The sequence below is a fragment of the Citrobacter sp. Igbk 16 genome (assembly GCF_028069755.1).
Classification (GTDB): Bacteria; Pseudomonadota; Gammaproteobacteria; order Enterobacterales; family Enterobacteriaceae; genus Citrobacter.
Map to the genome: position 1 here is coordinate 16,173 of NZ_JANEWJ010000029.1, position 24,667 is coordinate 40,839.

Below are 24,667 nucleotides of genomic sequence, written 5' to 3' on the forward strand. Positions count from 1 at the left end.
GGAAAAAAGAAAAAGCCGGGGACAGTGGAAACAGGTTCCACCCTCCAGCCGGCCTCGGGATCACTTTTTGTTGGGGCGAATCACAGGTGCTGCTTTATCCAGTACGCCGTTGACGAATTTGTGGCTATCTTCAGCGCCGAAGGTTTTCGCCAGTTCAATCGCTTCGTTAATGGCCACTTTATACGGCACATCACTACGCTTAGACAGTTCAAACAGCGCAATACGCAGCACGGCTTTTTCTACCTGACCCAGCTCTTCCAACAGGCGAGACAGGTAAGGCTTCATCAGTCCATCCAGGTACGCGCTGTTAGTCGCCACCCCGGACAGCAGTTCACGGAAATACAGAACGTCGACATCTTTTACGTCCTGTTCCGCCAGGAACTGGTATTCAACATCAGCGATGTCGTTCTGGGACAACTGCCAGGAGTAGAGCGCCTGGACGGCACACTCACGGGCGCGGCGACGAGCAGCAGGTTTCACGGATTTCCCCTTACAAAAATCAGGCCTTAATGGCTTTCAATACATTAATCATTTCAAGCGCAGTCAGTGCAGCTTCTGCGCCTTTGTTGCCGGCTTTGGTGCCAGCACGTTCGATGGCTTGTTCAATACTTTCGGTGGTCAGAACACCGAAGGCTACCGGGATACCGCTGTCCTGAGCGACATGCGCCAGGCCATTGCTTGCACCGCCAGCCACATATTCGAAGTGTGCGGTACCGCCACGGATAACCGTACCCAGCGCAATCACCGCGTCATATTTACCGGTTTTTGCCAGTGCGTCAGCCGCCAGCGGCAGCTCATACGCGCCTGGAACCCAAACGACGGTAATATTTTCATCTTTAACCTGACCAATACGTTTCAGGGCGTCGATCGCACCTTCCAGCAGGCTGTCATTGATAAAGTTGTTGAAACGCGCAATGGTGATGGCGACGCGAGCGTCCGGGGTAGCAACGTTAGCTTCAATAATGTTCATATTCTTCCTTCGGATTCACTAGACCCCGCAGGGGGGCGGATTTTATCATAATAATCTGTGCGCTGCTTCCCTTTCGAACCGGGAGATCATGCGCCCACTAAATGCAGGCAAAGGTCCGGACCTACATGGCGTATTTCGTTGAATTTGAAATGGGGGGCGTCAGCCAGTTTCTCAAGGCCTGGAAGCACACATAATCCTCGGGCATCGCTCCCTAACAGTTTAGGCGCAACATAGACGATTAGCTCATCCACCACGCCGGCCTGTAATAACGCACCTGCGAGTGTTGGCCCGGCCTCAACCCAAATGCTGTTAATTTGCTGCTTGCCCAACTGCATCATCAACACCACCAGATCCAGATGCCCGTTATGTTCCGGCACCTTCAGGCTACGAACCGTTTCCGGCCAGCTGCGAGGATCGTCCTGGGTACGGACAATCCAGGTTTCTCCGGGCTGTTGCACAATGCGATGCGCCGGTGTCACCTGGTTCTGGCTATCAAGTACAATTCGGATTGGCTGACGCACATTTTCCTGCGGATAACTCGCCTGGGTTGACTCCCCCAGTTCTTCCCAACGAACGGTAAGCTGAGGGTCATCCGCCAGTACCGTGGCACTGCTGGTTAAAATGGCATGACTTTGCGCGCGCAGGCGTTGCACATCGCGACGTGCCTGCGGCGAGGTGATCCACTGGCTTTCACCACTGGCCATCGCCGTACGCCCATCAAGCGAGGCACCCAGCTTGAGCTGTACGTAAGGGAATCCGGTACGCATCCGTTTGAGAAAGCCCTTATTAAGCTGCTCAACTTCGCTCATCATCAGGCCATGGCTGACGTCAACGCCCGCCTGCTGCAAGCGATAAAGCCCGCGGCCAGCGACCTGTGGATTGGGATCCTGCATAGCGGCAACCACACGCGTCACACCGGCGGCGATCAGCGCATCGCAGCACGGCGGCGTGCGACCATGATGGCTACAGGGTTCAAGCGTAACGTAGGCCGTTGCCCCCTGCGCTTTTTCTCCCGCCATACGCAGAGCATGGACTTCGGCATGAGGCTCGCCCGCGCGATGGTGGTACCCCTCACCGACGATCTCCCCATCTTTCACAATCACGCAGCCCACGTTGGGGTTGGGGTGAGTGGTAAAACGTCCGCGCGCAGCAAGCTTCAGCGCTCGCGCCATGTACAATTCATCCTGCATGGCTTAGTCCTGTAGGCGAGCAATCTCTTCGCCAAATTCTTTGATATCTTCGAAGCTCCGGTAAACCGAGGCAAAGCGGATGTAAGCGACTTTATCGAGCTTTTTCAACTGCTCCATCACCAGATTGCCAATCATCTTACTCGGCACTTCACGCTCGCCTGTCGCACGCAGCTGTGATTTTATATGGTTTAACGCCATTTCGACGTCATCAGCGCTGACCGGACGTTTTTCAAGCGCTCTGAGCATGCCGCTACGCAGCTTCTCTTCATTAAAGGGTTCACGCACATCGTTGCTTTTTACAACGCGCGGCATAACAAGTTCAGCCACCTCAAAGGTGGTGAAACGTTCGTTACAGACCAGACACTGTCGGCGGCGGCGTACCGAAGAGCCCTCGCCCACAAGACGAGAGTCAATTACCTTAGTGTCTACGGCGAAACAGAATGGGCAATGCATACGGCGTCCTGTACCTTAGTGGTTCGCAGAAATCTATTTTACCCTGAACTGGCGTGACAACAAAGGCGCAGCGCTTTTGAGACAAAGGATCGATGCCTTCGTGCTCTGCGCACACTACCATTATGCTATCGCGACAATGAAGGAAGTAATAACAATGACAAGACGTTACCTAAGAATTCTCCTGGTGGGAAGCCTCTTTAGCCTCAGCGCCTGTGCACAACAAAGCGAAGTACGCCAGATGCATCAAAGCGTTAGCACGTTGAATAAAGAGATGACGCAGCTCAATCAGGAAACGGTAAAAATTACGCAACAAAATATGTTGAATGCCAAATCGACCAGTGGAGCTTACCTGCTACCCGGTTCCAAAACACCTGCCCGGCTGGATAGTCAGATCGGCACGTTGCGTATGTCGCTGGTGAATATTGCGCCAAATGCGGCAGGAACGCGCCTGACACTGCGTATTCAGGGGGAATCGAATACCCCGCTCCCTGCCTTTAGCGGTACTGTAGAGTACGGACAGATTCAGGGCACCACAGACAACTACCAGGAAGTGAATGTACAGAATCAGTTGATAAACGCCCCGGCAAGTATCCTTGCCCCCAGCGACGTAGATATTCCGTTGCAGCTAAACGGACTGTCTCCTGACCAGTTAGGTTTTGTTCGCATCCACGACATCCAGCCTGTTAGTCAATAAACTTTTTGCGGAACGTTTTTGTGCGTTCCGCAACACCAACTCGCCCCATTTTGTTACTCCTATGACATAAGCGATATTTCCAGTAAAACTTGGCAACATTCATCGGAGCCAGTACAATTCGCCGCCTAAAGTACGCAAACGTGAACGCAATCGATTACGTAAATGATAGAACTGTGAAACAAGACATATTTTTGTGAACAATGATTTTTATAATAAGCTCCGAAGAAATACGAAATATTTAGAAACGCAATTTGCGCCTTTTTCACTCCCGAAAGGGATTTCAAACAGTGGCATACATATGAAAAAAACATTACTTGCAGCCGGTGCAGTGCTGGCGCTCTCCTCGTCATTTACTGTTGCAAACGCGGCAGAAAATGACAAACCGCAATATCTTTCCGACTGGTGGCATCAGAGCGTTAACGTTGTGGGTAGCTACCACACTCGCTTCGGACCGCAGCTCCGTAACGATACCTACCTGGAATACGAAGCGTTTGCCAAGAAAGATTGGTTCGACTTCTATGGTTACATGGATGCACCGGTATTCTTCGGTGGTAACACCGATGCGAAAGGTATCTGGAACCACGGCTCTCCGCTGTTCATGGAAATCGAACCCCGTTTCTCCATCGACAAACTGACCGGTACCGACCTGAGCTTCGGTCCGTTCAAAGAGTGGTATTTCGCGAACAACTACATCTACGACATGGGTCGTAACAAAGATGGCCGCCAGAGTACCTGGTACATGGGTCTGGGTACCGACATCGACACCGGCTTGCCGATGAACCTGTCCATGAACGTGTACGCTAAGTACCAGTGGCAGAACTACGGTGCTGAGAACGAAAATGATTGGGACGGCTACCGTTTCAAAGTGAAGTACTTTGTACCGATTACCGAACTGTGGGGCGGTAACCTGAGCTACATCGGTTTTACCAACTTTGACTGGGGTTCCGATCTGGGTGATAAGAGCGCCTACGCTGAGAATGGCATTAAACAGCGTACTAACAACTCTATCGCCTCCAGCCACATTCTGGCGCTAAACTATGACCACTGGCATTATTCTGTCGTTGCCCGTTACTGGCACAACGGTGGTCAGTGGAACGATAACGCGGATCTGAACTGGATGAATGAAAACGTTCGTTCTACCGGTTGGGGTGGTTACCTGGTTGTAGGTTACAACTTCTAATCCAGTAAATTTATCAAAGACAAGCCAGCTTAACCGCTGGCTTTTTTATGGCTGATCTTCACAGCGTACCTTACGTAAAAAGTCACTTAGCGAACGATCCGCCGATTCGCGAAAATGCCTGTCGAGTGGCGTGATCTTCAGACAACGATCAACGCGAAAACAGCGATAATCGTCACGATTCTCACACCATGCAACCAGCAGCCAGTGCTCGCCCCCGAAAAATAACCCCAACGGCTGAACGTCTCGCCAGGAGAGATTCCCGGACTCATCGCGATAATGCAGCGCCAGAATCTGCTGCGCCGAAACCGCGCGATGAATAAGATCGAACGCACTACGTGAATGCGGCTGATTACCAAAATCTGGTGCGAAAATCCGCGTTTGTTCGGCCCTGCGCCGACTCTCTGGCGGCAATATCGCCAGCACTTTTTCCTGCGCGGATTCCAGCGCCTGTGAGAGTGAATCCCCGCCCCATGTTTTCAACAGCCGAATCGCTACCATCAACGCTTCTGATTCGTGATGCGTTAACATCAACGGCGGCAGATCAAACCCGGCCATTAAGCGATAGCCACTGCCCACTTCACCCTCAATGGGCACGCCGGATAAAGAGAGATCGCGGATATCGCGATAAATCGTCCGTTCAGAAACCTCAAGACGCTCTGCCAGCAGCGCCGCCGTTGTCACTCGCCTGCCACGCAGGATTTGTACAATCTGAAACAAGCGGTCGGCGCGTCGGGTCATTTTAGTCCTCTGTCCTGAAAATATTACGCGGGTTGATGTAAACCAACACGATTGCCTTCGCTGTCAGTAAACAGCGCAATCGTGCCAATATCCTGCCCCAGTTCGAGCGGGCCAAACACGCACTGGCCGCCCGCGGTAGCGACGCGTTCAAGCGTTGCCACTAAATCATCCGTATGCAGATAAATAATAGCGCCCTGCGCTGAAGGCGTAATACCGTCAAATTTAGCCAGCGCCCCACCAGGAGCAGGCTCCTGATACGGGAATACGGCCAGCTCAGCGCAGTCCATGTTCTCCCGGCGCAAAGAAATCTGCATCACTGGCTCATAAAAAGCGATGGCGCGATCCATTTGTACCACGGGGATTTCAAACCAGTTAATAACGTTTTTCATACATCCTCCTGCCTGTGTGAGTAGTCTCAGAAGGACTATAAGACAGGGCTACTGACAGCATACTGTCAGTAATGTGACGACAGAAAAAGATCATGGTCTGCTGCTAAATCGCAGGCAAAAAAAATCCCGACCTTGCGATCGGGATTCCAGTTCTTTGCCTGCGTTGGTTAAGGCAGAATTGACGGTTGATCCGCCCCTTCTTTCTCGACCTTCTGCTGCAGCATGTGCTCGCGCTTCATACCCAGCTTCAACGCCAGAGCCGAAGCCACATAGATAGACGATGCTGTACCTATGGACACACCGATAAGCATGGTCAGCGAGAAGCCTTCCAGTACCGGGCCACCGAACAGGAACAGCATCAGGATAACCATCAACGTGGTACCGGATGTAATCAACGTACGGTGCAGCGTCTGGGTCAATGACACGTTAAAAATTTCGTAAGGCGTACCGCGACGAATCTTGCGGAAGTTTTCACGAATACGGTCAGATACCACGATACTGTCGTTCAACGAGTAACCGATTACCGACATCAGTGATGCCACGATAGTCAGGTCAATCTCGATATGGAACAACGACAGGATCCCGAGCGTAATGATAACGTCGTGCGCCAATGCGATAACCACACCTGCCGCCAGTCGCCACTCGAAGCGGAAACCAACATAGACCAGGATGGAGATCAGTGCCGCCATCAGCGCCATCGCACCGGTTTGTGCAAGATCGGCCCCCACGCTCGGACCCACGAATTCAATTCGCTTCACCGCCGCGTTTTGGTTGGTGGACTCGTTAATCACACTCAACACTTTGCTGCCCAACACCTGGCCGCCGTCTGCGCCTTCAGTTGGCGGCATACGTACCATAATGTCGTGGCTGCTGCCGAAGTTCTGCAGCAGCGGATCAACGAAGCCCGCTTTCTCCAGCGCATCGCGCATCACGTCCATATCCGCTGGTTTTTCCAGCGTAATTTCAATCACCGTACCACCGGTGAAATCGAGCCCCCAGTTAAACCCACGCACGCCCATCACAATGATGGCCGCAATCAGCAGGAAACCAGAAATGCCGAAAGCCCAGTAGTCCCAGCGCATAAAGTCCCAGACTTTACGGCCGTGGTTCAATTGTTCAACAGTATATTCCTGTGCCACATCGCACTCCTCAGATTGACAGCTTTTTGACGCGCTTGCCGCCATACAACAGGTTTACGATGGCACGTGTACCGACAATCGCGGTAAACATCGACGTCGCCACACCAATACCAGTAGTAATCGCGAACCCTTTAATTGCCCCGGTGCCGACTGCGTACAGGATGATGACCTTGATCAACGTCGTAATGTTCGCATCGAAGATGGAGCTAAATGCACCCGCATAACCTTCATTGATTGCTTGCTGCACCGAACGTCCGTTGCTCAACTCTTCTTTGATACGTTCGTTGATCAGTACGTTAGCATCGACCGCGACGGCAAGGGTTAAGACGATCCCCGCAATACCCGGCATACTCAACGTCGCCCCCGGCAACAGTGACATAATGCCGACAATCAATACCAGGTTGGCAATCAGCGCGCTTGTCGCAATCAGACCGAACTTCTTATAGAAGAAGATCATGAACAGAATTGAAACCACCAGACCGGCCAGACACGCTTCCAGACCCTGTTTAATGTTCTGCATACCCAGGGTTGGGCCGATTGTCCTTTCTTCAACAATCTGAATCGGCGCAATCAATGCACCAGCACGTAACAGCAGGGAAAGCTGACGCGCTTCGTTCGGGTTGTTGATACCGGTAATACGGAAGCTGTTGCCCAGGCGAGACTGGATGTTGGCAATGTTAATCACCTCTTCCTGTTTCACCAGAACGGCACGACCGTTGGCATCTTTCTTACCGCTGTCTTTGTACTCCACGAACAGGGTCGCCATCGGCTTACCGATGTTGTCCTTGGTGAAGTTAGACATGATGTTACCACCTGCGCTATCCAGCGAGATGTTAACCTGCGGCTGATTGTATTCATCCTGGCTGGAAGTGGAATCGGTGATATGGTCACCGGTCAGGATCACGCGCTTGTACAGCACTACTGGCTGACCTTCACGGGATTGTTTCACTTCCGAATCACCCGGAACGCGTCCGGATGCCGCAGCAGACTGGTCAACGTTGGTATTTACCAGACGGAATTCCAGCGTCGCGGTGGCGCCCAAAATTTCTTTCGCACGCGCAGTATCCTGGATACCAGGCAGTTCGACGACGATACGGTCAGCACCCTGACGCTGAACAACAGGTTCAGCAACACCCAGCTGGTTAACACGGTTACGCAGGATGTTGATGTTCTGCTGGACCGCGTATTCACGTGCTTCACTCAGGCGCGCATCGGTCATCACCGCACGCAGCGCATTGCTGCCCTGGCTGGAAATCACCAGATCCTGGTGACGCTTGCTCAGGTAAGAGATCGCTTCATCACGGGCATTTCCATCACGGAAGGTGATGCTCAGACCGTAGTTATCTTCTTTACGAACGGTAGTATAAGGAATGCCTTTTTCTCGCAGATCGCTGCGCAGGCTATCGATATTTTGTTCCTGCAATTTACCCAGTGCGGTGTCCATATCCACTTCCATCAGGAAGTGAACGCCGCCACGCAGATCAAGACCGAGTTTCATCGGTTCTGCGTGAATGGCTGCCAGCCAACGGGGTGTTGCCGGAGCAAGGTTAAGCGCCACGACGTATTGATCACCCAGCACGCCCATCAACACTTCACGTGCGCGCAGTTGGGTATCGGTGGAGTCAAAGCGCGCAAGAATAGCGCCCTCTTCCAGAGCCACAGACTTAGGTGTGATTTTATCTTCTTGTAACGTTTTCTGGACCTGGATCAGCGTTTGCTCACTGGCGGCGGCACCGCGCACGCCAGTGATTTGAACAGCCGGATCCTCACCATACAGGTTGGGAAGTGCGTAAAGCAGGCCGACGACAATAACGACGACCAGCATAATGTACTTCCACAAAGGATAACGGTTTAACACGGCAGTTCCCTTTGGGAAAACAATAAATTACAGCGCCTTCATCGTGCCTTTCGGCAGAACGGCAGCTACGAAATCACGTTTGATAACCACTTCAGTGGTGTCGTTCAGCGCGATAGCGATGTAGCCAGTTTCTGCTACTTTGGTCACGCGACCTACCAGGCCACCGTTAGTCAGCACTTCATCACCCTTGGCAATGGAGCTCATCAGGTTTTTATGTTCTTTGGTACGCTTTTGCTGTGGGCGCAGGATCATGAAGTAGAAAATCAGACCAAACACCACCAGCATCAGAATCAGAGACATCGGGCTGCCCTGCGCCGGAGCACCTGTTGCCGCTACCGCATCAGAAATAAAAAAGCTCATTCAAATTCCCTCATTATTAAAATTAATCAACGTTCAAAGGTGGAACAGGTCGACCCTGACGTTGGTAAAAATCGGTCACGAAGCTCTCTAATTTACCCTCTTCAATAGCCTTGCGTAAACCCGCCATCAAACGCTGGTAGTAGCGAAGGTTATGAATCGTGTTGAGTCGCGCGCCCAATATTTCGTTGCAACGGTCGAGATGATGCAAGTAAGCACGCGAATAATTGCGACAGGTGTAGCAATCACACTCGGCATCGAGCGGACTGGTGTCGCTTTTATGTTTCGCATTACGAATTTTTACCACGCCGTCAGTCACAAACAAATGACCATTACGGGCATTTCGCGTTGGCATCACGCAGTCAAACATATCGATACCACGACGCACGCCTTCAACCAGATCTTCTGGTTTGCCAACGCCCATCAGATAGCGAGGTTTATCTGCCGGAATTTGCGGGCAAACATGTTCCAGAATGCGGTGCATATCCGCTTTCGGCTCACCGACAGCCAAACCGCCGACAGCGTAGCCATCAAAGCCAATATCTACCAGACCTTTGACAGAGATATCACGTAAATCTTCGTAAACACTGCCCTGAATGATGCCAAAAAGCGCATTTTTGTTGCCAAGGCCATCAAAACGGTCACGGCTGCGCTTCGCCCAACGCAAAGACATCTCCATTGAGCGTTTAGCATAGTCCCAGTCAGCCGGATACGGTGTACATTCATCGAAAATCATCACGATATCGGAACCGAGATCGTATTGAATCTCCATCGACTTCTCGGGATCGAGGAAAATCGGATCGCCGTTGATCGGGTTACGGAAATGCACGCCCTGTTCGGTTATCTTACGGATATCGCCCAGGCTGAACACCTGGAAGCCGCCGGAGTCGGTGAGGATCGGCCCTTTCCACTGCATGAAATCGTGCAGATCGCCGTGCAGTTTCATAATTTCCTGACCCGGGCGCAGCCACAGGTGGAAGGTGTTGCCGAGGATGATCTGCGCGCCGGTCGCTTCAACTTCTTCCGGCGTCATGCCTTTTACTGTGCCGTAAGTACCGACCGGCATAAAAGCAGGTGTTTCCACTACGCCACGATCAAAAACCAGGCGACCGCGGCGAGCGCGACCGTCTGTGGTATCCAGTTCAAATTTCATTTTTTCTCCTGCATCAGAGAGACAGTCTGATGATTAAACTTTCCCCATGGATTCACTCCACGGAGTAAAAATATTTTAACCCACTGGCGAAGGCGCAATCGGCGCAGCCAGTTTGGGGGCGACCAGCGCGCAGCCACCGGAGCGTACACGCAGTACGTGAGGATGGCGAGCACTGCCCGACATCAAAATGGCAAGTGAGATAGCCTTCTCACGGTCGCTCAGAAATAGCCTGCGGATTGTACGTGATAAACATGGCATCACCGTAACTAAAAAAGCGATATTCCGCTTTTACCGCTTCATGATAGGCGTGCATGGTGTTTTTGTAGCCAGCAAAGGCGGAAACCAGCATGATCAGCGTCGATTCCGGCAGATGGAAGTTGGTTACCAACGCGTCTATCACTTTGTATTGATAACCTGGATAGATGAAGATCTGCGTATCGCCGAAGAACGGTTCAATAAGATCGTTTTTGGCTGCCTGCGCTGCGCTTTCCAGTGAACGCACGGAGGTAGTGCCCACGGCAATAACGCGGTTACCGCGCGCTTTTGCCGCCAGCACAGCATCAACCACATCCTGCGGTACTTCCGCGTATTCCGAGTGCATGATGTGATCTTCGATAGTGTCTACACGCACCGGCTGGAATGTCCCTGCCCCCACGTGTAGCGTAACGAACGCCATCTCAATGCCTTTATCGCGCAGTTTGGCCAGCAGCGGATCGTCAAAGTGCAGACCCGCGGTCGGCGCGGCGACCGCGCCCGGTTTTTCGCTATACACGGTCTGGTACAGTTCGCGGTCAGCATCTTCATCCGGGCGATCGATATACGGCGGCAGCGGCATATGGCCGATGGCGTTGAGGATATCCAGCACGTTGCGCTCGTCGTTAAACTCAACTTCAAACAGCGCGTCATGGCGGGCGACCATCGTCGCATTAATACTTTCGTCGTCACCCAGCAACAGTTCAGCGCCCGGCTTCGGCGCTTTCGAGGCGCGAATATGCGCCAGAATACGTTTGTCATCCAGCATACGCTCGACCAGCACTTCAATCTTGCCGCCGCTGGCTTTACGGCCAAACAGACGAGCCGGGATCACGCGGGTGTTGTTAAAGACCAGCAGATCTCCAGGGTTGAGCTTATCGAGCAAATCGGTGAAAGTACCGTGCGTCAGCGCGCCCGTCGGCCCATCCAGTGACAGCAAGCGGCAACTGCTGCGCTCAGCTTGCGGATAGTGGGCAATCAGGGATTCGGGTAATTCAAAGGTGAAATCGGTAACGCGCATGACACTGACTCAGACTAAAATAAGAGGCGGGTAGTCTAGTGCCGGGGCGTTCTCCCTGCAACCTTTACCCCTCAAGTTAAGAGACATAATCTATACACAAAATCATTCAAGATGCATCGAGGCGGCAACTGAATGAGTCCCCGGGAGCTTACTCAAGTAAGTGACTGGGGTGAGTGAAGGCAGCCAACAAAGAGGCAGTTTGAAGGATGAAGTGGATATGAATTTTCTTGCACATTTGCATCTGGCTCACCTAGCCGACAGCTCACTCTCCGGCAATCTGCTGGCCGATTTTGTCCGGGGTAATCCGGAAACGCTCTACTCGCCTGACGTGGTGGAAGGCATTTTCATGCACCGCCGAATCGACGTAATGACCGATAACCTGCCGCAGGTGCGTGAAGCCAGAGAGTGGTTTCGTAGCGAAACGCGTCGCGTCGCACCGATTACGCTGGACGTCATGTGGGATCACTTTCTGTCTCTACACTGGTCAGAAATCTCTCCCGATTTCCCGCTGACGGATTTTGTTCGCTACGCGCACACTCAGGTTGCCACTATTCTGCCAGAATCACCGCCGCGCTTTATTAATCTGAACAATTATATGTGGTCAGAGAAATGGCTTGAGCGCTATCGCGACATGGATTTTATCCAGAACGTACTCAACGGGATGGCCAGTCGCCGTCCACGTCTCGATGCTCTGCGTGATTCATGGTACGACCTGGACACCCATTACAATGCCTTAGAAGAGCGCTTCTGGCAGTTTTACCCGCAGATGATGGAACAGGCACGCCGTAAAACGCTTTGATTGCAGCATGCGTTGTAGGGCCGGATAAGGCGAGGCCACTATCTGGCGAACATTGATAGTCAAAACCTGTCTCATTGATTGCCAGCGCCTCTTTGTCTTATTGCCAAACACTCTCTATACTGGCCCGCGTTGCGTTCCAAAAACCCCTTAACTTTGCAGGAGAATTTATATGGTACTGGTAACTCGTCAGGCTCCGGATTTCACAGCAGCTGCGGTACTGGGTAGCGGTGAGATTGTTGAAAACTTCAACTTCAAACAGCATACCAACGGTAAAACCACCGTTCTGTTCTTCTGGCCAATGGACTTCACCTTCGTTTGCCCGTCTGAACTGATCGCATTCGACAAGCGTTACGAAGAATTCCAGAAACGTGGCGTTGAAGTGGTTGGCGTTTCTTTTGACTCTGAATTTGTCCACAACGCATGGCGTAACACCCCTGTCGACAAAGGCGGCATCGGTGCAGTGAAATACGCAATGGTTGCTGACATCAAACGCGAAATCCAGAAAGCCTACGGCATCGAGCACCCGGAAGCGGGCGTTGCTCTGCGTGGTTCTTTCCTGATCGACGCTAACGGCGTTGTTCGCCATCAGGTTGTTAACGACCTGCCGCTGGGCCGTAACATCGACGAAATGCTGCGCATGGTTGACGCGCTGCAGTTCCACGAAGAGCACGGTGACGTTTGCCCGGCGCAGTGGGAAAAAGGTAAAGAAGGTATGAACGCGTCTCCGGACGGCGTAGCAAAATACCTGACCGAAAACGTTTCCAGCCTGTAATTGACACGAATCGAAAAAAGGCCGCAAAAGCGGCCTTTTTTATTGGCACTGACCCGTCCGTTAAAACGCGAAGCAGGAGCAGCCGAGTGCACCCCAGAAGGCCCGGTCATCTGATACCGGTATCCCTGATTTACGCGCAATATCATGCTGGTGGCCATGTACACCACAACTTCCGCAGCACTGATGCATCTGCACCATCGCCCCAACCTTCGCGGCAGCTGGCGGTGCTGAGCGATAATGTCCCGGTACTTTCACAACGGGCGACCAGTCAGGGACAACCGGAATCGCTGGGGGGGCCAGCGGGGAGAAATGTCCGGCCGCATAAACTACTTTGCCATCGACAATGGTCATCACTGACTCAATGCCTTTGATCTCTTCTTCCGGCACGCTGAAATAGTCTTTTGACAGCACCACCAGATCTGCCAGTTGATCCTTTTCAATACGCCCTTTCTTCCCCTGCTCGCTGGAGAACCAGGCGCTGCCTGCTGTCCACAGTTCCAGGGCAACATCTCTCGCCAGGCGATTGTTATCATCGTACATCGCCATACCGCCAACGGTGCGACCTGATACCAGCCAGTACAACGCTGTCCACGGGTTGTAACTTGCCACGCGCGTAGCATCGGTACCCAGGCCAACCGGCACATCAGCCGCCAGCATTTTCGCCACCGGCGGCGTATGTTTCACCGCCTCCTTGCCATAGCGATCGATAAAATACTCGCCCTGGAACGCCATACGGTGCTGAACGGCAATGCCACCGCCCAGCGCTTTTACCCGCTCGATGTTGCGTTCAGTAATCGTTTCGGCGTGATCGAAGAACCAGTGCAGGCCATTGAACGGGATGTCACGGTTCACCTTCTCAAACACGTCGAGCATACGGCTGATGGACTCATCATAGGTCGCATGCAGGCGGAACGGCCAACGATGTTCCACCAGGTGGCGCACCACGCGCTCCAGTTCCTCTTCCATCCCTTCCGGTAAATCCGGACGTGGCTGCAGAAAATCTTCGAAGTCAGCCGCTGAGAAGACCAACATTTCCCCTGCCCCGTTAGCACGATAGAAGTCGGTTCCCTGCCCGGGCTTGAGCATATCCGTCCAGCGCTCAAAATCTTCCACTTCCTGCTTCGGACGCTGGGTAAACAGGTTGTAGGCAATACGCACTGTCATCTGCTGGTTAGCGTGCAGTTGCTCGATGATCTCGTAATCTTCAGGGTAGTTCTGGAAGCCGCCGCCGGCATCGATGGCGCTGGTCAGCCCCAGTCGGTTCAGCTCACGCATAAACTGGCGGGTCGAGTTAACCTGCATCTCCAACGGCAGTTTTGGCCCTTTCGCCAGCGTCGAATAGAGGATCATGGCATTCGGTTTGGCTATCAACATCCCGGTTGGATTACCATTGCCGTCACGCACAATCTCTCCCCCCGCCGGGTCCGGTGTGGCTTTGGTGTAGCCAACGGCTTTCAGCGCCGCGCGATTCAACAACGCCCGGTCGTAGAGGTGCAAAACAAATACCGGTGTATCCGGTGCAGCATCGTTCAGTTCTTCCAACGTCGGCATACGGCGTTCGGCAAACTGAAACTCGCTCCAGCCGCCAACCACCCGCACCCACTGCGGAGACGGCGTCCGATCGGCTTGCTCTTTGAGCATGCGCAGCGCATCTGCAAGCGATGGGACCCCTTCCCAGCGTAGTTCCAGGTTGTAGTTCAACCCACCGCGAATGAGGTGCAGGTGTGAATCATTTAAACCCGGGATCACAGTGTGTCCCTGCAGATCGACAATCTGCGTACTGTCGGTTGCAAAGCTCATAACCCGATCGTGACTACCCGTCGCGAGGATCTTCCCGTTGGCGATCGCCACCGCCTCTACCTGCGGGCTTTGCTTTTCGAGAGTATGAATTTTTCCGTGAGTCAGAATCAGTGTGGCAGTTTGAGACATAACAATCTCCTGAGAAACCGGTCAGGCTTTTTTCAGCCATCCGGCAAACAGACGGGTTACGATGGGCATCCACAACCAGACCACCAGCGCAACCACACAGGCATCATTAATCAGATGCAGGAGTAACGAGCCTTTCATTGAAGGCAGCAGAATACCGGTCAGCCACGGCACCAGATTGGTACTGGGGAAAATCACCAGCAGCGTTATCAAAAACTGCTTCCAGCGTTTGGGCTGGCGTACATGGGGGGCTGGCGGAGTAAACCAGAAGGCCGCTTCGGTGCGCACTTCTGTTTTATCGCCTTCGGTCAGCAGCGGCGCAATTTCCTCGACCAGCTCCCGGCGTGTATCAGATTGAGTCCAGTTATACAGATGCTCAAGGGTGTCGAAACGGATAATGATGTTCCACAGGTTTTGTCCATCAGTGGGTCGAATGACATTCGCCCCAAGATGCCCGGGAAACTCGGCGGCCAGCGGCATGATTTTCCCCAGCCACTGCTCATAACGCTGCGCCTGGTCAGGCCGCAGGGTGTGAGTAATTACCAACGTCACATGTTTGTTCTGCGCCATGAAAGGTTCCTTGCTAAAGGGAAATTGACCTGCTTAAGCCATGAAAGCAATACACAATCATTCGTGAAACATCGAGGTGGCAAGATTGTGTAGCCCCGGTCACTTGCAGAAGTCAGTGACCAGGGTACGCAAACTAAGCCAACAAAGAGGCAACATGAAAAATGGCGTGTATTCAGGCTTTACGTTCCGGCGCGCCATGCACCATGGTATATGCGTAATCCACACCCATACCGTAAGCACCGCTGTGTTCACGCACCAAATCCATGACGGCGTCGTAGGTTTCTTTACGTGACCAGTCACGCTGATACTCCAACAACACTTGCTGCCAGGTGACCGGAACGGCCCCTGCCTGCACCATGCGATCAATCGAACGTTCATGAGCATCCACAGACGTACCACCGGAGGTATCAGTCACGACATACACTTCATAGCCCGCTTCCAGCGCCATTAACGCAGGGAAAGTCAGGCAGACTTCGGTCCACAACGCGGAAATAATCAGTTTTTTACGCCCGGTCGCTGCTACCGCCTTAACAAAGGCTGCATCTTCCCAGGAGTTCATAGACGTACGTTCAATCGGTTTCACATCAGGATGAACGGCTAACAATTCCGGCCAGATATATCCGCTAAAACTTTTCGTTTCCACTGAAGTATAAATTACTGGAACATTGAATATTTTCCCGGTTTTGGCTAATGCAACGGTATTATTCTTCAATGTCTGGCGATCAATATTCGCCACACCAAATGACATTTGCGGTTGATGGTCAATAAAAATCAGCGTGGAGTTTTGAGGGTCAATCAGTTCCCGAATAGACATATCATACCTTCTTAATCAATAAGTTAAAAGGCAACGGTCTGTATCTGCCGTCAGCAGCAGGATCCTGAATCAGAAAGCTTGTTGAGTATAGCGGGAAATTTCTAACGAGTTATTAAAGAAAACTTACCATCCCGTGAAATTAATTATTTCACGTTGCGATATATCCCGGTCATCATCAAAAAAATACACATGACTCATCTAATTTATTCACTGGCATTGTTTTTCGTCGTTCGGTACAACAGAGGGGTTTAATTATCAGGATATTTTCTGCTTATGCGCCTCAATCTGGATGTTCTGCTGATCCTCGATGCACTCGACAAGCACGGTTCTTTTGCCGCAGCGGCCGAATCGCTATTTAAAACACCTGCAGCACTCAGCTATATGATTCAGAAGCTGGAAAGCGATCTGAACATCGAGTTGCTTGACCGTTCCGGACACCGGGCAAAATTCACCGACACCGGACGGATGATGCTGGAAAAGGGGCGTCTGCTGCTGAGTGCGGCAAAAGATCTCGAAAAGCAAGCAATACAGCTAAGTTCCGGCTGGGAAAAGGAGCTGGCAATCGCGCTCGATGACTCCTTCCCCTTTGCCACATTACTACCCATTATTGATGAATTTCATGCACTTAATAAACAAACTCGTCTCAACTTCACCCACCATACGCTGGCGGGTTCATGGGAAGAACTGACCCATAACGGAGCGGATATTATCCTCGGCGCAATTAATGAACCGCCCACATCCGCCGCCTGGTCCTACAAAATGCTCGGCACGCTGGACAATGTCTTTGTCGTCGCCCCAGGACACCCGCTGGCGAGCGTGCCTGATGACCTGACGAACGAGCAATTGTGCCTGCACCGGGCGATTGTTATCAGCGACAGCGCTCGCTTTTGCCATCCGTTACAGACCAACCTGATGGATGAACAGGCGCAGATTCGCGTCGATGATTTCCACAGCAAGGTGATGCTGTTGCGGGCGGGAATGGGTTGCGGATTTCTCCCCCGCCACATTGCCAGCCCATGGATTGCCAGCGGTGAACTGGTAGAAAAAACGGTTATCTCATTTCGTCAAAAAGACGTCGCCTATATGGCATGGCGCAATAGTAGCGAAGGACTGGCGCAGCGCTGGTGGCGAGAAACGCTGCTGGCCAGTGAGGAAATCGCGCGCTTGTATCAATGACTCATCCAGACTGAAGCCGATATTGCGGGCAGCGTCAGGATATCATCGACGAGTTGGCCTTTGCCCTCTTTGTGTTGCCATTGACCGACATAGAGCAACGGTGAGGCTGGCAGCACGACTTCACAAGCGTGACCGCGATTGATCGCCACCAACACGCGCTGGCGGTTCAGTACCCGCACAAACACCACCACGTTGTCCTCGGCATAAATCACCTGACAACCGCCATGGCGTAACGCCTGGCTCTGGTGGCGTAATTTTGCCAGTCGCTGGTACAACGCCAGCAGGTTAGCGTCCTGATGTTCAGGCTGCCACGGGAACGTCTTGCGGCAAAACGGATCGTTATTCCCGTCCAGCCCCACTTCATCACCGTAGTAAATACAGGGCACGCCAGGCCAGGTGAACAGCCACACTACCGCCAATGGCAGGCGGGCGACATCTTTTCCGAGCAACGATTTAAAGCGGGCGGTATCGTGACTATCGAGCTGATTGAACATCCGCAGCTGCTGCTGGTGCGACAGGCCCGCGCGGTAGTTATCCATCCACGCCATACAGGTCTGGGCGTCAATCGACTGCGGATCGTAAGAGATATCAGTATTCGCAAGAAAGCCCCAGACAGGAAAGGTAAAGCCGCGATAGTTCATAGCAGCATCTTCAGCATCAGCCTGTAGCCACTGACGGGCATCGCCGAAATGCTCACCCACCACATACGCTTCTGGCCGGGTTTCCTTCGCCGCCAGCGTAATTCCGGCGACATGCTGCAAGTTGTTACGTGCGCCCCCCGCCTCGCCCAGCATATGCACGACATCCAGTCGCCAACCGTCCATACTCCACGGTGCTTTTAGCCAGTGGCGAACAATACTGTCTTCGCCACGATAAATTTCATTCACCAGGCTTTCAGAGGAAAAGTCCAGTTTGGGTAGGCTTGAGTACCCCAACCAGTCCAGCGCAACCCCATCATCAGAGAAATGGTACCAGTCGCGCCAGGGGGAATCCGGATTATGACACGCTCCATCCGTCCCGCGATTATGCCGGTCAAACCAGGCATGTGAGTCGCCGCTATGATTAAAGACACCGTCCAGAATCAGGCGCATCCCCTGCCGTTGCGTGTTCTGCCGCAAGCGCAGCAACGCCCGATCGCCGCCAAACTGCGGATCAACATGGCGATAATCTTCAGTATCGTATTTATGTACACTTGGTGCAGTAAATACCGGATTCAGGTACAGCGCCGTGACTCCTAACGCCTTCAGATACGGTAGTTTCTCGCTGATGCCGTCCAAATCTCCGCCATAAAACGTCGAACCACCGGCCTGAGCAGTGAGCGGTTCATCCCAGTCACGTCGCACAATATCCTGTCCAGCGGCGTGATGGTAATAGACGTTATCCTGAGCCGCTTCACGCGACTGGCTGCGGGCAAAGCGATCCGGGAAAATCTGATAAAAAATCTGATCGGCCACCCACTGTGGACCATTATCCGGTACATCGACGGCAAACTGCTCCAGACGCGCAGGCGGAAAGCGGTTGAATCCCTGCGGGGTGAACCACAACTGGCGATCGAGCCACAGTAATTTAAAGCTATAGCGTCGGCGGGGCTGCCCGCAGGTAAGATCGATCGCCGCACGCCACGCGGTGACACCTGGGTGCGGTTGGCTACGCTGCTTGTGCATAGCTAGCGAAATCTCTTCGTTATCGTTTTCCGCGCGTAGCGTCACCCGCTGAGGAGGATTTTCCCCTGCCAGCCATAACGTAATCGTCAGTTGATCTTTGTTTTGCTTCACAAATGGGGCAACCGGAAGGTGCCAGGCGTTCAACATCACGTATCCCCTTTGATGATAATGACGACACCTTGCCATAGCGAAGTGCAGGATCACTCATCATCTTAACGTTTATTGGGGGAGGAGCGCGGGGGAGGAGATGTTGCCGGGTGACGACACTGTCTTACCCGGCAAACAAATTACTGTACTTCTGCCAGTTGACGCTCGCGGCGGCGTTTGAATACCCAGCCAGCAAGCAGCAGGAGAATCCACGCAAAGCCGACGTACAGCGAAATGCGGGTATCCGGATGATAGCCGATAAGCGCAATGATAAAGACCAGGAAAATCAGTCCAACAATGGTCGTCGTTACCCCACCCGGTACTTTAAACTTCAGCGCGTTGACTTCTTCCGGCGGCAGTCGACGACGGAAAGCAATCTGCGACAGCAGGATCATGATCCACACCCAAACCGTGGCGAACGTTGCCAAAGAGGCGATCACCAGGAAGACGTTTTCTGGCATGATGTAGTTAAGATACACCGCAAACAGCAGCGCGATGGTCATCACCATCACCGTGACCCACGGCACGCCACGACGCGAGGTTTTGGCGAACATTTTCGGGGCACTGCCCTGCTCCGCCATGCCGTGCAGCATACGGCCTACACCGAATACATCAGAGTTAATGGCTGATAGCGACGCAGTCAGAACCACAAAGTTGAGAATGCCCGCCGCAAAGGTAATGCCCATGTGCTGGAATGTCATAACGAACGGGCTGCCGTCTGTGCCGACCTGGTTCCACGGGTAGATAGACATAATGACGAACAGCGTCCCCACATAAAACACCAGAATGCGCATGGGGACAGAATTGATGGCGCGCGGAATAGATTTTTCCGGGTCTTTTGCTTCACCCGCGGTAATACCAATAATCTCAATCCCGCCGTAGGCGAACATCACCATTTGCAGCGACATCACCATCCCGAGCCAGCCGTTGCTGAAGAACCCGCCGTTGCTCCACAGGTTATGGATGCCGGTCGGTTGCCCACCGTTGCCAATCCCCCAAATGATAATGCCGAAACCAGCAACAATCATGATGATGATGGTGGCGACTTTGAAGAACGAGAACCAGAATTCCAGCTCACCAAACACCTTCACGCTCATCAGGTTGATAGCGCAGATAATCAGCACGACGCTGAGTACCCAAATCCAGTGCGGTACGGCCGGGAACCAGACGCCCATATAAATACCGAAGGCTGTCACATCGGCAATGGCGACAATCAGGATTTCAAAACAGTAGGTCCAGCCGGTAATGTAACCAGCCAACGGTCCAAGGTTTTCCTGCGCATAGCGCGAGAAAGAGCTGGCTGCGGGGTTATGGACTGACATTTCGCCCAGCGCACGCATAATAATGTACGCCGCGACGCCACCGATAATATAGGCCAACAATACGCTCGGCCCCGCCATTTTGATGGCATCGGCTGAACCGTAGAACAGCCCGGTACCAATTGCTGAACCTAATGCCATAAAGCGAATGTGCCGGGTGCTCAGCCCACGCTTTAGCTTGTTATTACTTTCCATCGATTCCTAACCTGTTAACACAATAAAAAAACCACGGGGCCATATTAATAGCCCCGTGGTTAAAACTTATTGTCAGTGATATTAGTGTGCGCTGGAGGTCACTTGTCGACCCGCTGCGCGATCCCAGATAACGGCCAGGACCACCATCACGACTGTTGGCATCAACCACGCCAGCCCTTGTTCTGCCAGCGGTAAACGCTGGGTCCAGGCTGGTAAGACATCGCCAATTGCAGAAGCTTTAATGCCATCAAGGATACCAAAAATCAGGCTGATAAACATCGCAGGTGCAATGACGCGGGAAGAATTATGCCACCATGAGCGGGTAAAGCTTAATACAACCAGTGCGATACATGGCGGATAGATAGCCGTCAGCACCGGAATAGAGATCTGAATCAGATGGCTCAGGCCCAGGTTAGAGACCACCATCGAGAAGCCGCCAAGGATAAACACCAGCGTACGATAAGACAGTGGTACATACTGTGCGAAGAACTCAGCGCACGCACAGGTCAGGCCAACCGCAGTGACCAGACAAGCGATGAAAATCAACGCCGCCAGCAGGAAACTGCCTGCACCACCGAAGGTATGCTGAACATACGCATGCAGAATTGCCGCACCGTTAGCAGATTGATCGACCAGCGTCGCACTGTCTGAACCCAGGCGGAACAACGCGAGGTACAGCAGCGTTAACCCCACGCCCGCCATCAGACCCGCCCAGACGGTGTAACGGGTCAACAGACGCGCTTCGGTAACGCCACGCGAACGAGCTGCGTTCACAATAACAATACCAAATACCATCGCACCCAGCGTATCCATCGTCAGATAGCCGTTCACAAAACCATTCGAGAATGCTGCGTTTTGATAGGCTTCCATTGCATTGCTGATCGGACCCGCAGGCCAGACAATCGCCGCCACGGAAAGCACAACCAGTGCCAGAATTTTCAACGGAGCAAGGAAGTTGCCCACGGTATCCAGCAGTTTGCCGGGATACAGTGACACCAGAATCACAATCGCGAAGTACACCACGCTGTAGATAAACAGCGGCAGCGCGGAATCACCGGTCAGCGGCGCAATCCCAACTTCGAACGAAACCGTTGCAGTACGCGGCGTGGCGAATAATGGCCCCACGGCCAGATAGCAGACGGTAGCCAGCAGCAGACCGGCAACTTTACCAATAGGCGTGCTCAGGCTGTCCACGCCGCCGCCCACTTTCGCCAGTGCGACCACGGTAAGTACCGGAAGGCCTACGGCGGTAATCAGGAAGCCAAAGGCTGCGGTCCAGACGTGTTCGCCTGCCTGCAAACCAACCATTGGGGGGAAAATAATGTTACCTGCACCAACGAACAGTGCAAATGTCATAAATCCCAGAGCGATAATATCGCGCGATTTTAACTGATGGGTCATAAAGTCTTACTGCCTGTGGATGTGGTGTTGAAAACGTTTAATTTTCTGCCTTTCCCTGCGGGATGATACAGCGGCATTTTTAAGCAATTCCAGCGGGAAATTCTCCCTGCCTGGCGCGGCGAAGAATAGTTTTTCGATTTACCGCGTAAATGCAGTCGGTATGACAGCATTTGATGCGCAATTTAAACGCTTATAACGTTTTAAAGCAAGGTGGGATCTAAAAACCAGAACAATATAGCGATATGAAAAATTGAGCTAGCACAAAACACCATTACCGGGAAAAAGACATGGGTAATCATGCGAACAAAAAACAATCAAACGTCGTAAAATTCAGGATCTATTTATTGACTGCAACAAAAAAAGCCAGCTTGCGCTGGCTTTTGGAAAGATAAGCTTACGAATACGTTTCAACCGTTATTTTTGGCAATTAAACGTTCCGCGAGCACAAAACTAAATCGTGTCCCTTTGCCTGGAGTGCTGTCGATATTCAAACGGCTGTCGTGATGATGCAGGGCATGCTTCACAATCGCCAGTCCTAATCCGCTCCCCCCCGTTTGTCGGGATCGTGCTTTATCTACACGATAAAAACGCTCAGTCAGACGTGGAATATGCTCAGCAGCAATCCCCGGACCGTTATCTTCCACGCTAAACTCCGCTCCCGACGCCACATGCTGCCAGCGTACGGTAATATGCGTTCCCGCAGGCGTGTGATTCACTGCGTTATACACGAGGTTTGAGATTGCGCTACGCAGTTGTTCTTCGTTGCCCCGCACATTCAGTTGGCTATCAACGTCAAAAGTAAACGTGTGTTTATGCTGGCTCAGCGTCTGTGCTTCGTGTTCAACCACGCGCAGCATCATCGGCACATCCACCTTTTCATTGAGCATCATCGCCGGTGCGGCTTCAATTTTCGACAGTGTCAGCAACTGCTTCACCAGCCCTTCCATACGGTAGGTTTGCTCACGCATGGTATGCAGCGCTTTTTCTCGCGTCGTCCCTTCCAGCGGGTGCTCCTGCATCATCTCCAGATAACCTTGCAACACCGTCAGCGGCGTGCGCAGCTCATGGCTGGCGTTGGCGAAAAAGTTACGTCGGGAACCTTCCAACTGGTGCATCTGCGTAACATCACGCGCCACCATCAGCAATTGCTTATCGGTGTAGGGCATTACACGAATTTCCAGATGCCGTCCGGTGTTGAGTACCAGATTAATTGGCCGACTAAAGTCGCGTGTTTTCAGATACAGCGTAAATTCCGGATAGCGCAGCAGGTTAAGAATGTTTTGCCCGCTATCATCCGGCCAGCGTAACCCTAAAACCTGCTGTGCCAGTCCGTTACACCAGAAAATCCCGCCTTCTTCAGTGGTCAGTACCACTGCGTCGGGCAGAGATTCGGCACCGCTGCGAAAGCGTTTAATGAGGTTACCCAATTCGCGACGTCGCTTTTTGTTACGCAACTGCATTTGATGCAGTCCGTAGAGCAGTGGCTCCCAACTGCCACGACCCGGTGGAGGCGTCATACTCCTGTCTACCCACAGCCACCAGGACAAACGCAATAAATTCCAGAAATGCCAAATAAGCAGGCCCGTTACCGACGCCAGTAAAAACCAGGGTAGATAACCAAAAAAAGCGCTAAGGATAAAAGCCGGTATGCAGCAGAGGATCAGCTCCAGTACCAGCCTTTTCCATGACAATCGTTCAAGCAAACGTCTTACTCCATTTACAGCCTAATCCCTCAGGCTCTTATTACCTGCAGTCAGAAGCGGGTCGAAAAGCGATATCCCGTCCCGCGTACCGTCTGCACCATACGATCGTGTCCGCTATGCTCCAGCGCTTTACGCAACCGGCGAATATGCACATCGACCGTCCGGTCCTCGACATATACGTTGGTTCCCCACACATGATTGAGTAATTGCTCGCGGCTGTAGACACGCTCAGGATGGGTCATAAAGAAATGGAGCAATTTGAATTCGGTAGGCCCCATATCCAGCGGGTCCTCACCGGTCATCACACGGTGCGAGGTAGGGTCAAGACTCAGCCCTTGCATCTCGATAACCTCTTCCACCGCCATGGGGGAAATACGTCGTAAGACGGCTTTAATACGCGCCACCAGCTCCTTCGGAGAGAACGGCTTAGTAATATAGTCATCCGCGCCGGTTTCCAGACCCCGCACACGGTCTTCTTCTTCGCCGCGCGCCGTCAGCATCATCACGGGGATATCCCTCGTCATCGCTTCCCGCTTGAGGTGTTTAATAAACTGTAGACCCGAGCCGCCGGGAAGCATCCAGTCAAGCAGGACGAGATCCGGCCAGGGTTCATTAAGTTGGTTCACAGCACTGTCATAGTCTTCGGCTTCTACGGGTTGAAAACCGTTTTGCTCGAGCACGAAGCAGACCATTTCACGAATTGGAGCTTCATCTTCTACGACCAGAATACGTCTCGCCATGATTTGCCCTGTTTATAATTAAATCGTTTGCCATCAATACCGTGGCA

At 52.6% G+C, this 24,667-nt stretch carries 24 protein-coding genes; 5 read left to right on the forward strand and 19 right to left on the reverse strand.

Annotated features, from left to right (window positions below):
- Positions 1–60: 60 nt before the first annotated feature.
- The 4 genes from nusB to nrdR all read right to left on the reverse strand — a co-directional run bounded on the left by nusB (position 61) and on the right by nrdR (position 2,613).
- Positions 61–480, reverse strand: coding sequence for a transcription antitermination factor NusB (nusB, locus tag NNO03_RS17455; RefSeq protein WP_000801129.1), 420 nt, complete (start codon positions 478–480; stop codon positions 61–63).
- 19 nt (positions 481–499) lie between these two features.
- On the reverse strand, positions 500–970 hold the full coding sequence (gene ribE / locus NNO03_RS17460) for a 6,7-dimethyl-8-ribityllumazine synthase (RefSeq protein WP_003021575.1): 471 nt from the start codon (positions 968–970) through the stop codon (positions 500–502).
- Between the two features lie 86 nt (positions 971–1,056).
- Positions 1,057–2,160, reverse strand: coding sequence for a bifunctional diaminohydroxyphosphoribosylaminopyrimidine deaminase/5-amino-6-(5-phosphoribosylamino)uracil reductase RibD (ribD, locus tag NNO03_RS17465; RefSeq protein ID WP_271450112.1), 1,104 nt, complete (start codon positions 2,158–2,160; stop codon positions 1,057–1,059).
- A gap of 3 nt (positions 2,161–2,163) precedes the next feature.
- Entirely contained in the window at positions 2,164–2,613 is a 450-nt protein-coding gene (gene nrdR / locus NNO03_RS17470; protein ID WP_003021571.1) for a transcriptional regulator NrdR, read from the reverse strand.
- Between the two features lie 154 nt (positions 2,614–2,767).
- Here nrdR and NNO03_RS17475 point away from each other — a divergent pair, with 154 nt between their 5' ends.
- A complete protein-coding gene (locus tag NNO03_RS17475; protein WP_137384643.1) occupies positions 2,768–3,307 on the forward strand; it encodes a DUF3251 domain-containing protein in 540 nt (179 codons plus the stop codon).
- A 298-nt stretch (positions 3,308–3,605) separates the two neighbouring features.
- Positions 3,606–4,487, forward strand: coding sequence for a nucleoside-specific channel-forming protein Tsx (locus tag NNO03_RS17480; protein ID WP_271450113.1), 882 nt, complete (start codon positions 3,606–3,608; stop codon positions 4,485–4,487).
- Positions 4,488–4,532: 45 nt separating this feature from the next.
- Here NNO03_RS17480 and NNO03_RS17485 read toward each other — a convergent pair whose 3' ends face one another.
- From NNO03_RS17485 to queA, 7 genes are all read right to left on the reverse strand, one after another.
- Positions 4,533–5,225 (reverse strand): YafY family protein, encoded by a 693-nt coding sequence (locus NNO03_RS17485; RefSeq protein ID WP_271441093.1) that lies wholly within the window; start codon positions 5,223–5,225, stop codon positions 4,533–4,535.
- A 23-nt stretch (positions 5,226–5,248) separates the two neighbouring features.
- The gene (locus NNO03_RS17490; RefSeq protein ID WP_271450114.1) at positions 5,249–5,614 is read right to left on the reverse strand and encodes a VOC family protein; all 366 of its coding nucleotides are present in this window, start codon (positions 5,612–5,614) and stop codon (positions 5,249–5,251) included.
- A gap of 167 nt (positions 5,615–5,781) precedes the next feature.
- Entirely contained in the window at positions 5,782–6,753 is a 972-nt protein-coding gene (secF, locus tag NNO03_RS17495) for a protein translocase subunit SecF (RefSeq protein WP_202039313.1), read from the reverse strand.
- 10 nt (positions 6,754–6,763) lie between these two features.
- Positions 6,764–8,611, reverse strand: coding sequence for a protein translocase subunit SecD (gene secD / locus NNO03_RS17500; RefSeq protein ID WP_271441095.1), 1,848 nt, complete (start codon positions 8,609–8,611; stop codon positions 6,764–6,766).
- A 27-nt stretch (positions 8,612–8,638) separates the two neighbouring features.
- Entirely contained in the window at positions 8,639–8,971 is a 333-nt protein-coding gene (yajC, locus tag NNO03_RS17505; RefSeq protein WP_061155582.1) for a preprotein translocase subunit YajC, read from the reverse strand.
- A gap of 22 nt (positions 8,972–8,993) precedes the next feature.
- Entirely contained in the window at positions 8,994–10,121 is a 1,128-nt protein-coding gene (gene tgt / locus NNO03_RS17510) for a tRNA guanosine(34) transglycosylase Tgt (protein ID WP_045440480.1), read from the reverse strand.
- A gap of 208 nt (positions 10,122–10,329) precedes the next feature.
- Positions 10,330–11,394, reverse strand: coding sequence for a tRNA preQ1(34) S-adenosylmethionine ribosyltransferase-isomerase QueA (queA, locus tag NNO03_RS17515; protein WP_271441096.1), 1,065 nt, complete (start codon positions 11,392–11,394; stop codon positions 10,330–10,332).
- A gap of 217 nt (positions 11,395–11,611) precedes the next feature.
- Between queA and acpH the strand changes: the two genes are divergently transcribed.
- Both acpH and NNO03_RS17525 read left to right on the forward strand, forming a co-directional pair.
- On the forward strand, positions 11,612–12,193 hold the full coding sequence (gene acpH / locus NNO03_RS17520) for an ACP phosphodiesterase (protein ID WP_271450115.1): 582 nt from the start codon (positions 11,612–11,614) through the stop codon (positions 12,191–12,193).
- Positions 12,194–12,362: 169 nt separating this feature from the next.
- Positions 12,363–12,965, forward strand: a complete 603-nt coding sequence (locus NNO03_RS17525; protein WP_003021524.1) for a peroxiredoxin — start codon at positions 12,363–12,365, stop codon at positions 12,963–12,965.
- 60 nt (positions 12,966–13,025) lie between these two features.
- Here the strand turns inward: NNO03_RS17525 and NNO03_RS17530 are convergent, their stop codons facing one another.
- The 3 genes from NNO03_RS17530 to NNO03_RS17540 all read right to left on the reverse strand — a co-directional run bounded on the left by NNO03_RS17530 (position 13,026) and on the right by NNO03_RS17540 (position 16,275).
- Entirely contained in the window at positions 13,026–14,894 is a 1,869-nt protein-coding gene (locus NNO03_RS17530; protein ID WP_271450116.1) for an amidohydrolase, read from the reverse strand.
- Positions 14,895–14,915: 21 nt separating this feature from the next.
- Positions 14,916–15,461: an antibiotic biosynthesis monooxygenase gene (locus NNO03_RS17535; RefSeq protein ID WP_271450117.1), complete on the reverse strand. Its 546-nt coding sequence runs from the start codon at positions 15,459–15,461 to the stop codon at positions 14,916–14,918.
- Positions 15,462–15,633: 172 nt separating this feature from the next.
- Positions 15,634–16,275, reverse strand: a complete 642-nt coding sequence (locus tag NNO03_RS17540) for a hydrolase (protein ID WP_101700611.1) — start codon at positions 16,273–16,275, stop codon at positions 15,634–15,636.
- Between the two features lie 273 nt (positions 16,276–16,548).
- On the opposite strand from NNO03_RS17540, the gene NNO03_RS17545 reads away from it, so the two are divergent.
- Positions 16,549–17,451, forward strand: a complete 903-nt coding sequence (locus NNO03_RS17545; RefSeq protein WP_271441099.1) for a LysR family transcriptional regulator — start codon at positions 16,549–16,551, stop codon at positions 17,449–17,451.
- Here NNO03_RS17545 and malZ read toward each other — a convergent pair.
- From malZ to phoB, 5 genes are all read right to left on the reverse strand, one after another.
- A complete protein-coding gene (malZ, locus tag NNO03_RS17550; protein WP_271450118.1) occupies positions 17,445–19,262 on the reverse strand; it encodes a maltodextrin glucosidase in 1,818 nt (605 codons plus the stop codon). The two genes, NNO03_RS17545 and malZ, sit on opposite strands and share 7 nt — an antisense overlap.
- A 140-nt stretch (positions 19,263–19,402) precedes the next feature.
- A complete protein-coding gene (gene proY, locus NNO03_RS17555) occupies positions 19,403–20,776 on the reverse strand; it encodes a proline-specific permease ProY (protein WP_271441101.1) in 1,374 nt (457 codons plus the stop codon).
- A gap of 81 nt (positions 20,777–20,857) precedes the next feature.
- Positions 20,858–22,177, reverse strand: coding sequence for a branched-chain amino acid transporter carrier protein BrnQ (brnQ, locus tag NNO03_RS17560; protein WP_040232748.1), 1,320 nt, complete (start codon positions 22,175–22,177; stop codon positions 20,858–20,860).
- A 407-nt stretch (positions 22,178–22,584) separates the two neighbouring features.
- Positions 22,585–23,880: a phosphate regulon sensor histidine kinase PhoR gene (phoR, locus tag NNO03_RS17565; protein WP_137384654.1), complete on the reverse strand. Its 1,296-nt coding sequence runs from the start codon at positions 23,878–23,880 to the stop codon at positions 22,585–22,587.
- A 50-nt stretch (positions 23,881–23,930) separates the two neighbouring features.
- Positions 23,931–24,620: a phosphate response regulator transcription factor PhoB gene (phoB, locus tag NNO03_RS17570; RefSeq protein ID WP_003021496.1), complete on the reverse strand. Its 690-nt coding sequence runs from the start codon at positions 24,618–24,620 to the stop codon at positions 23,931–23,933.
- Positions 24,621–24,667: the final 47 nt, after the last annotated feature.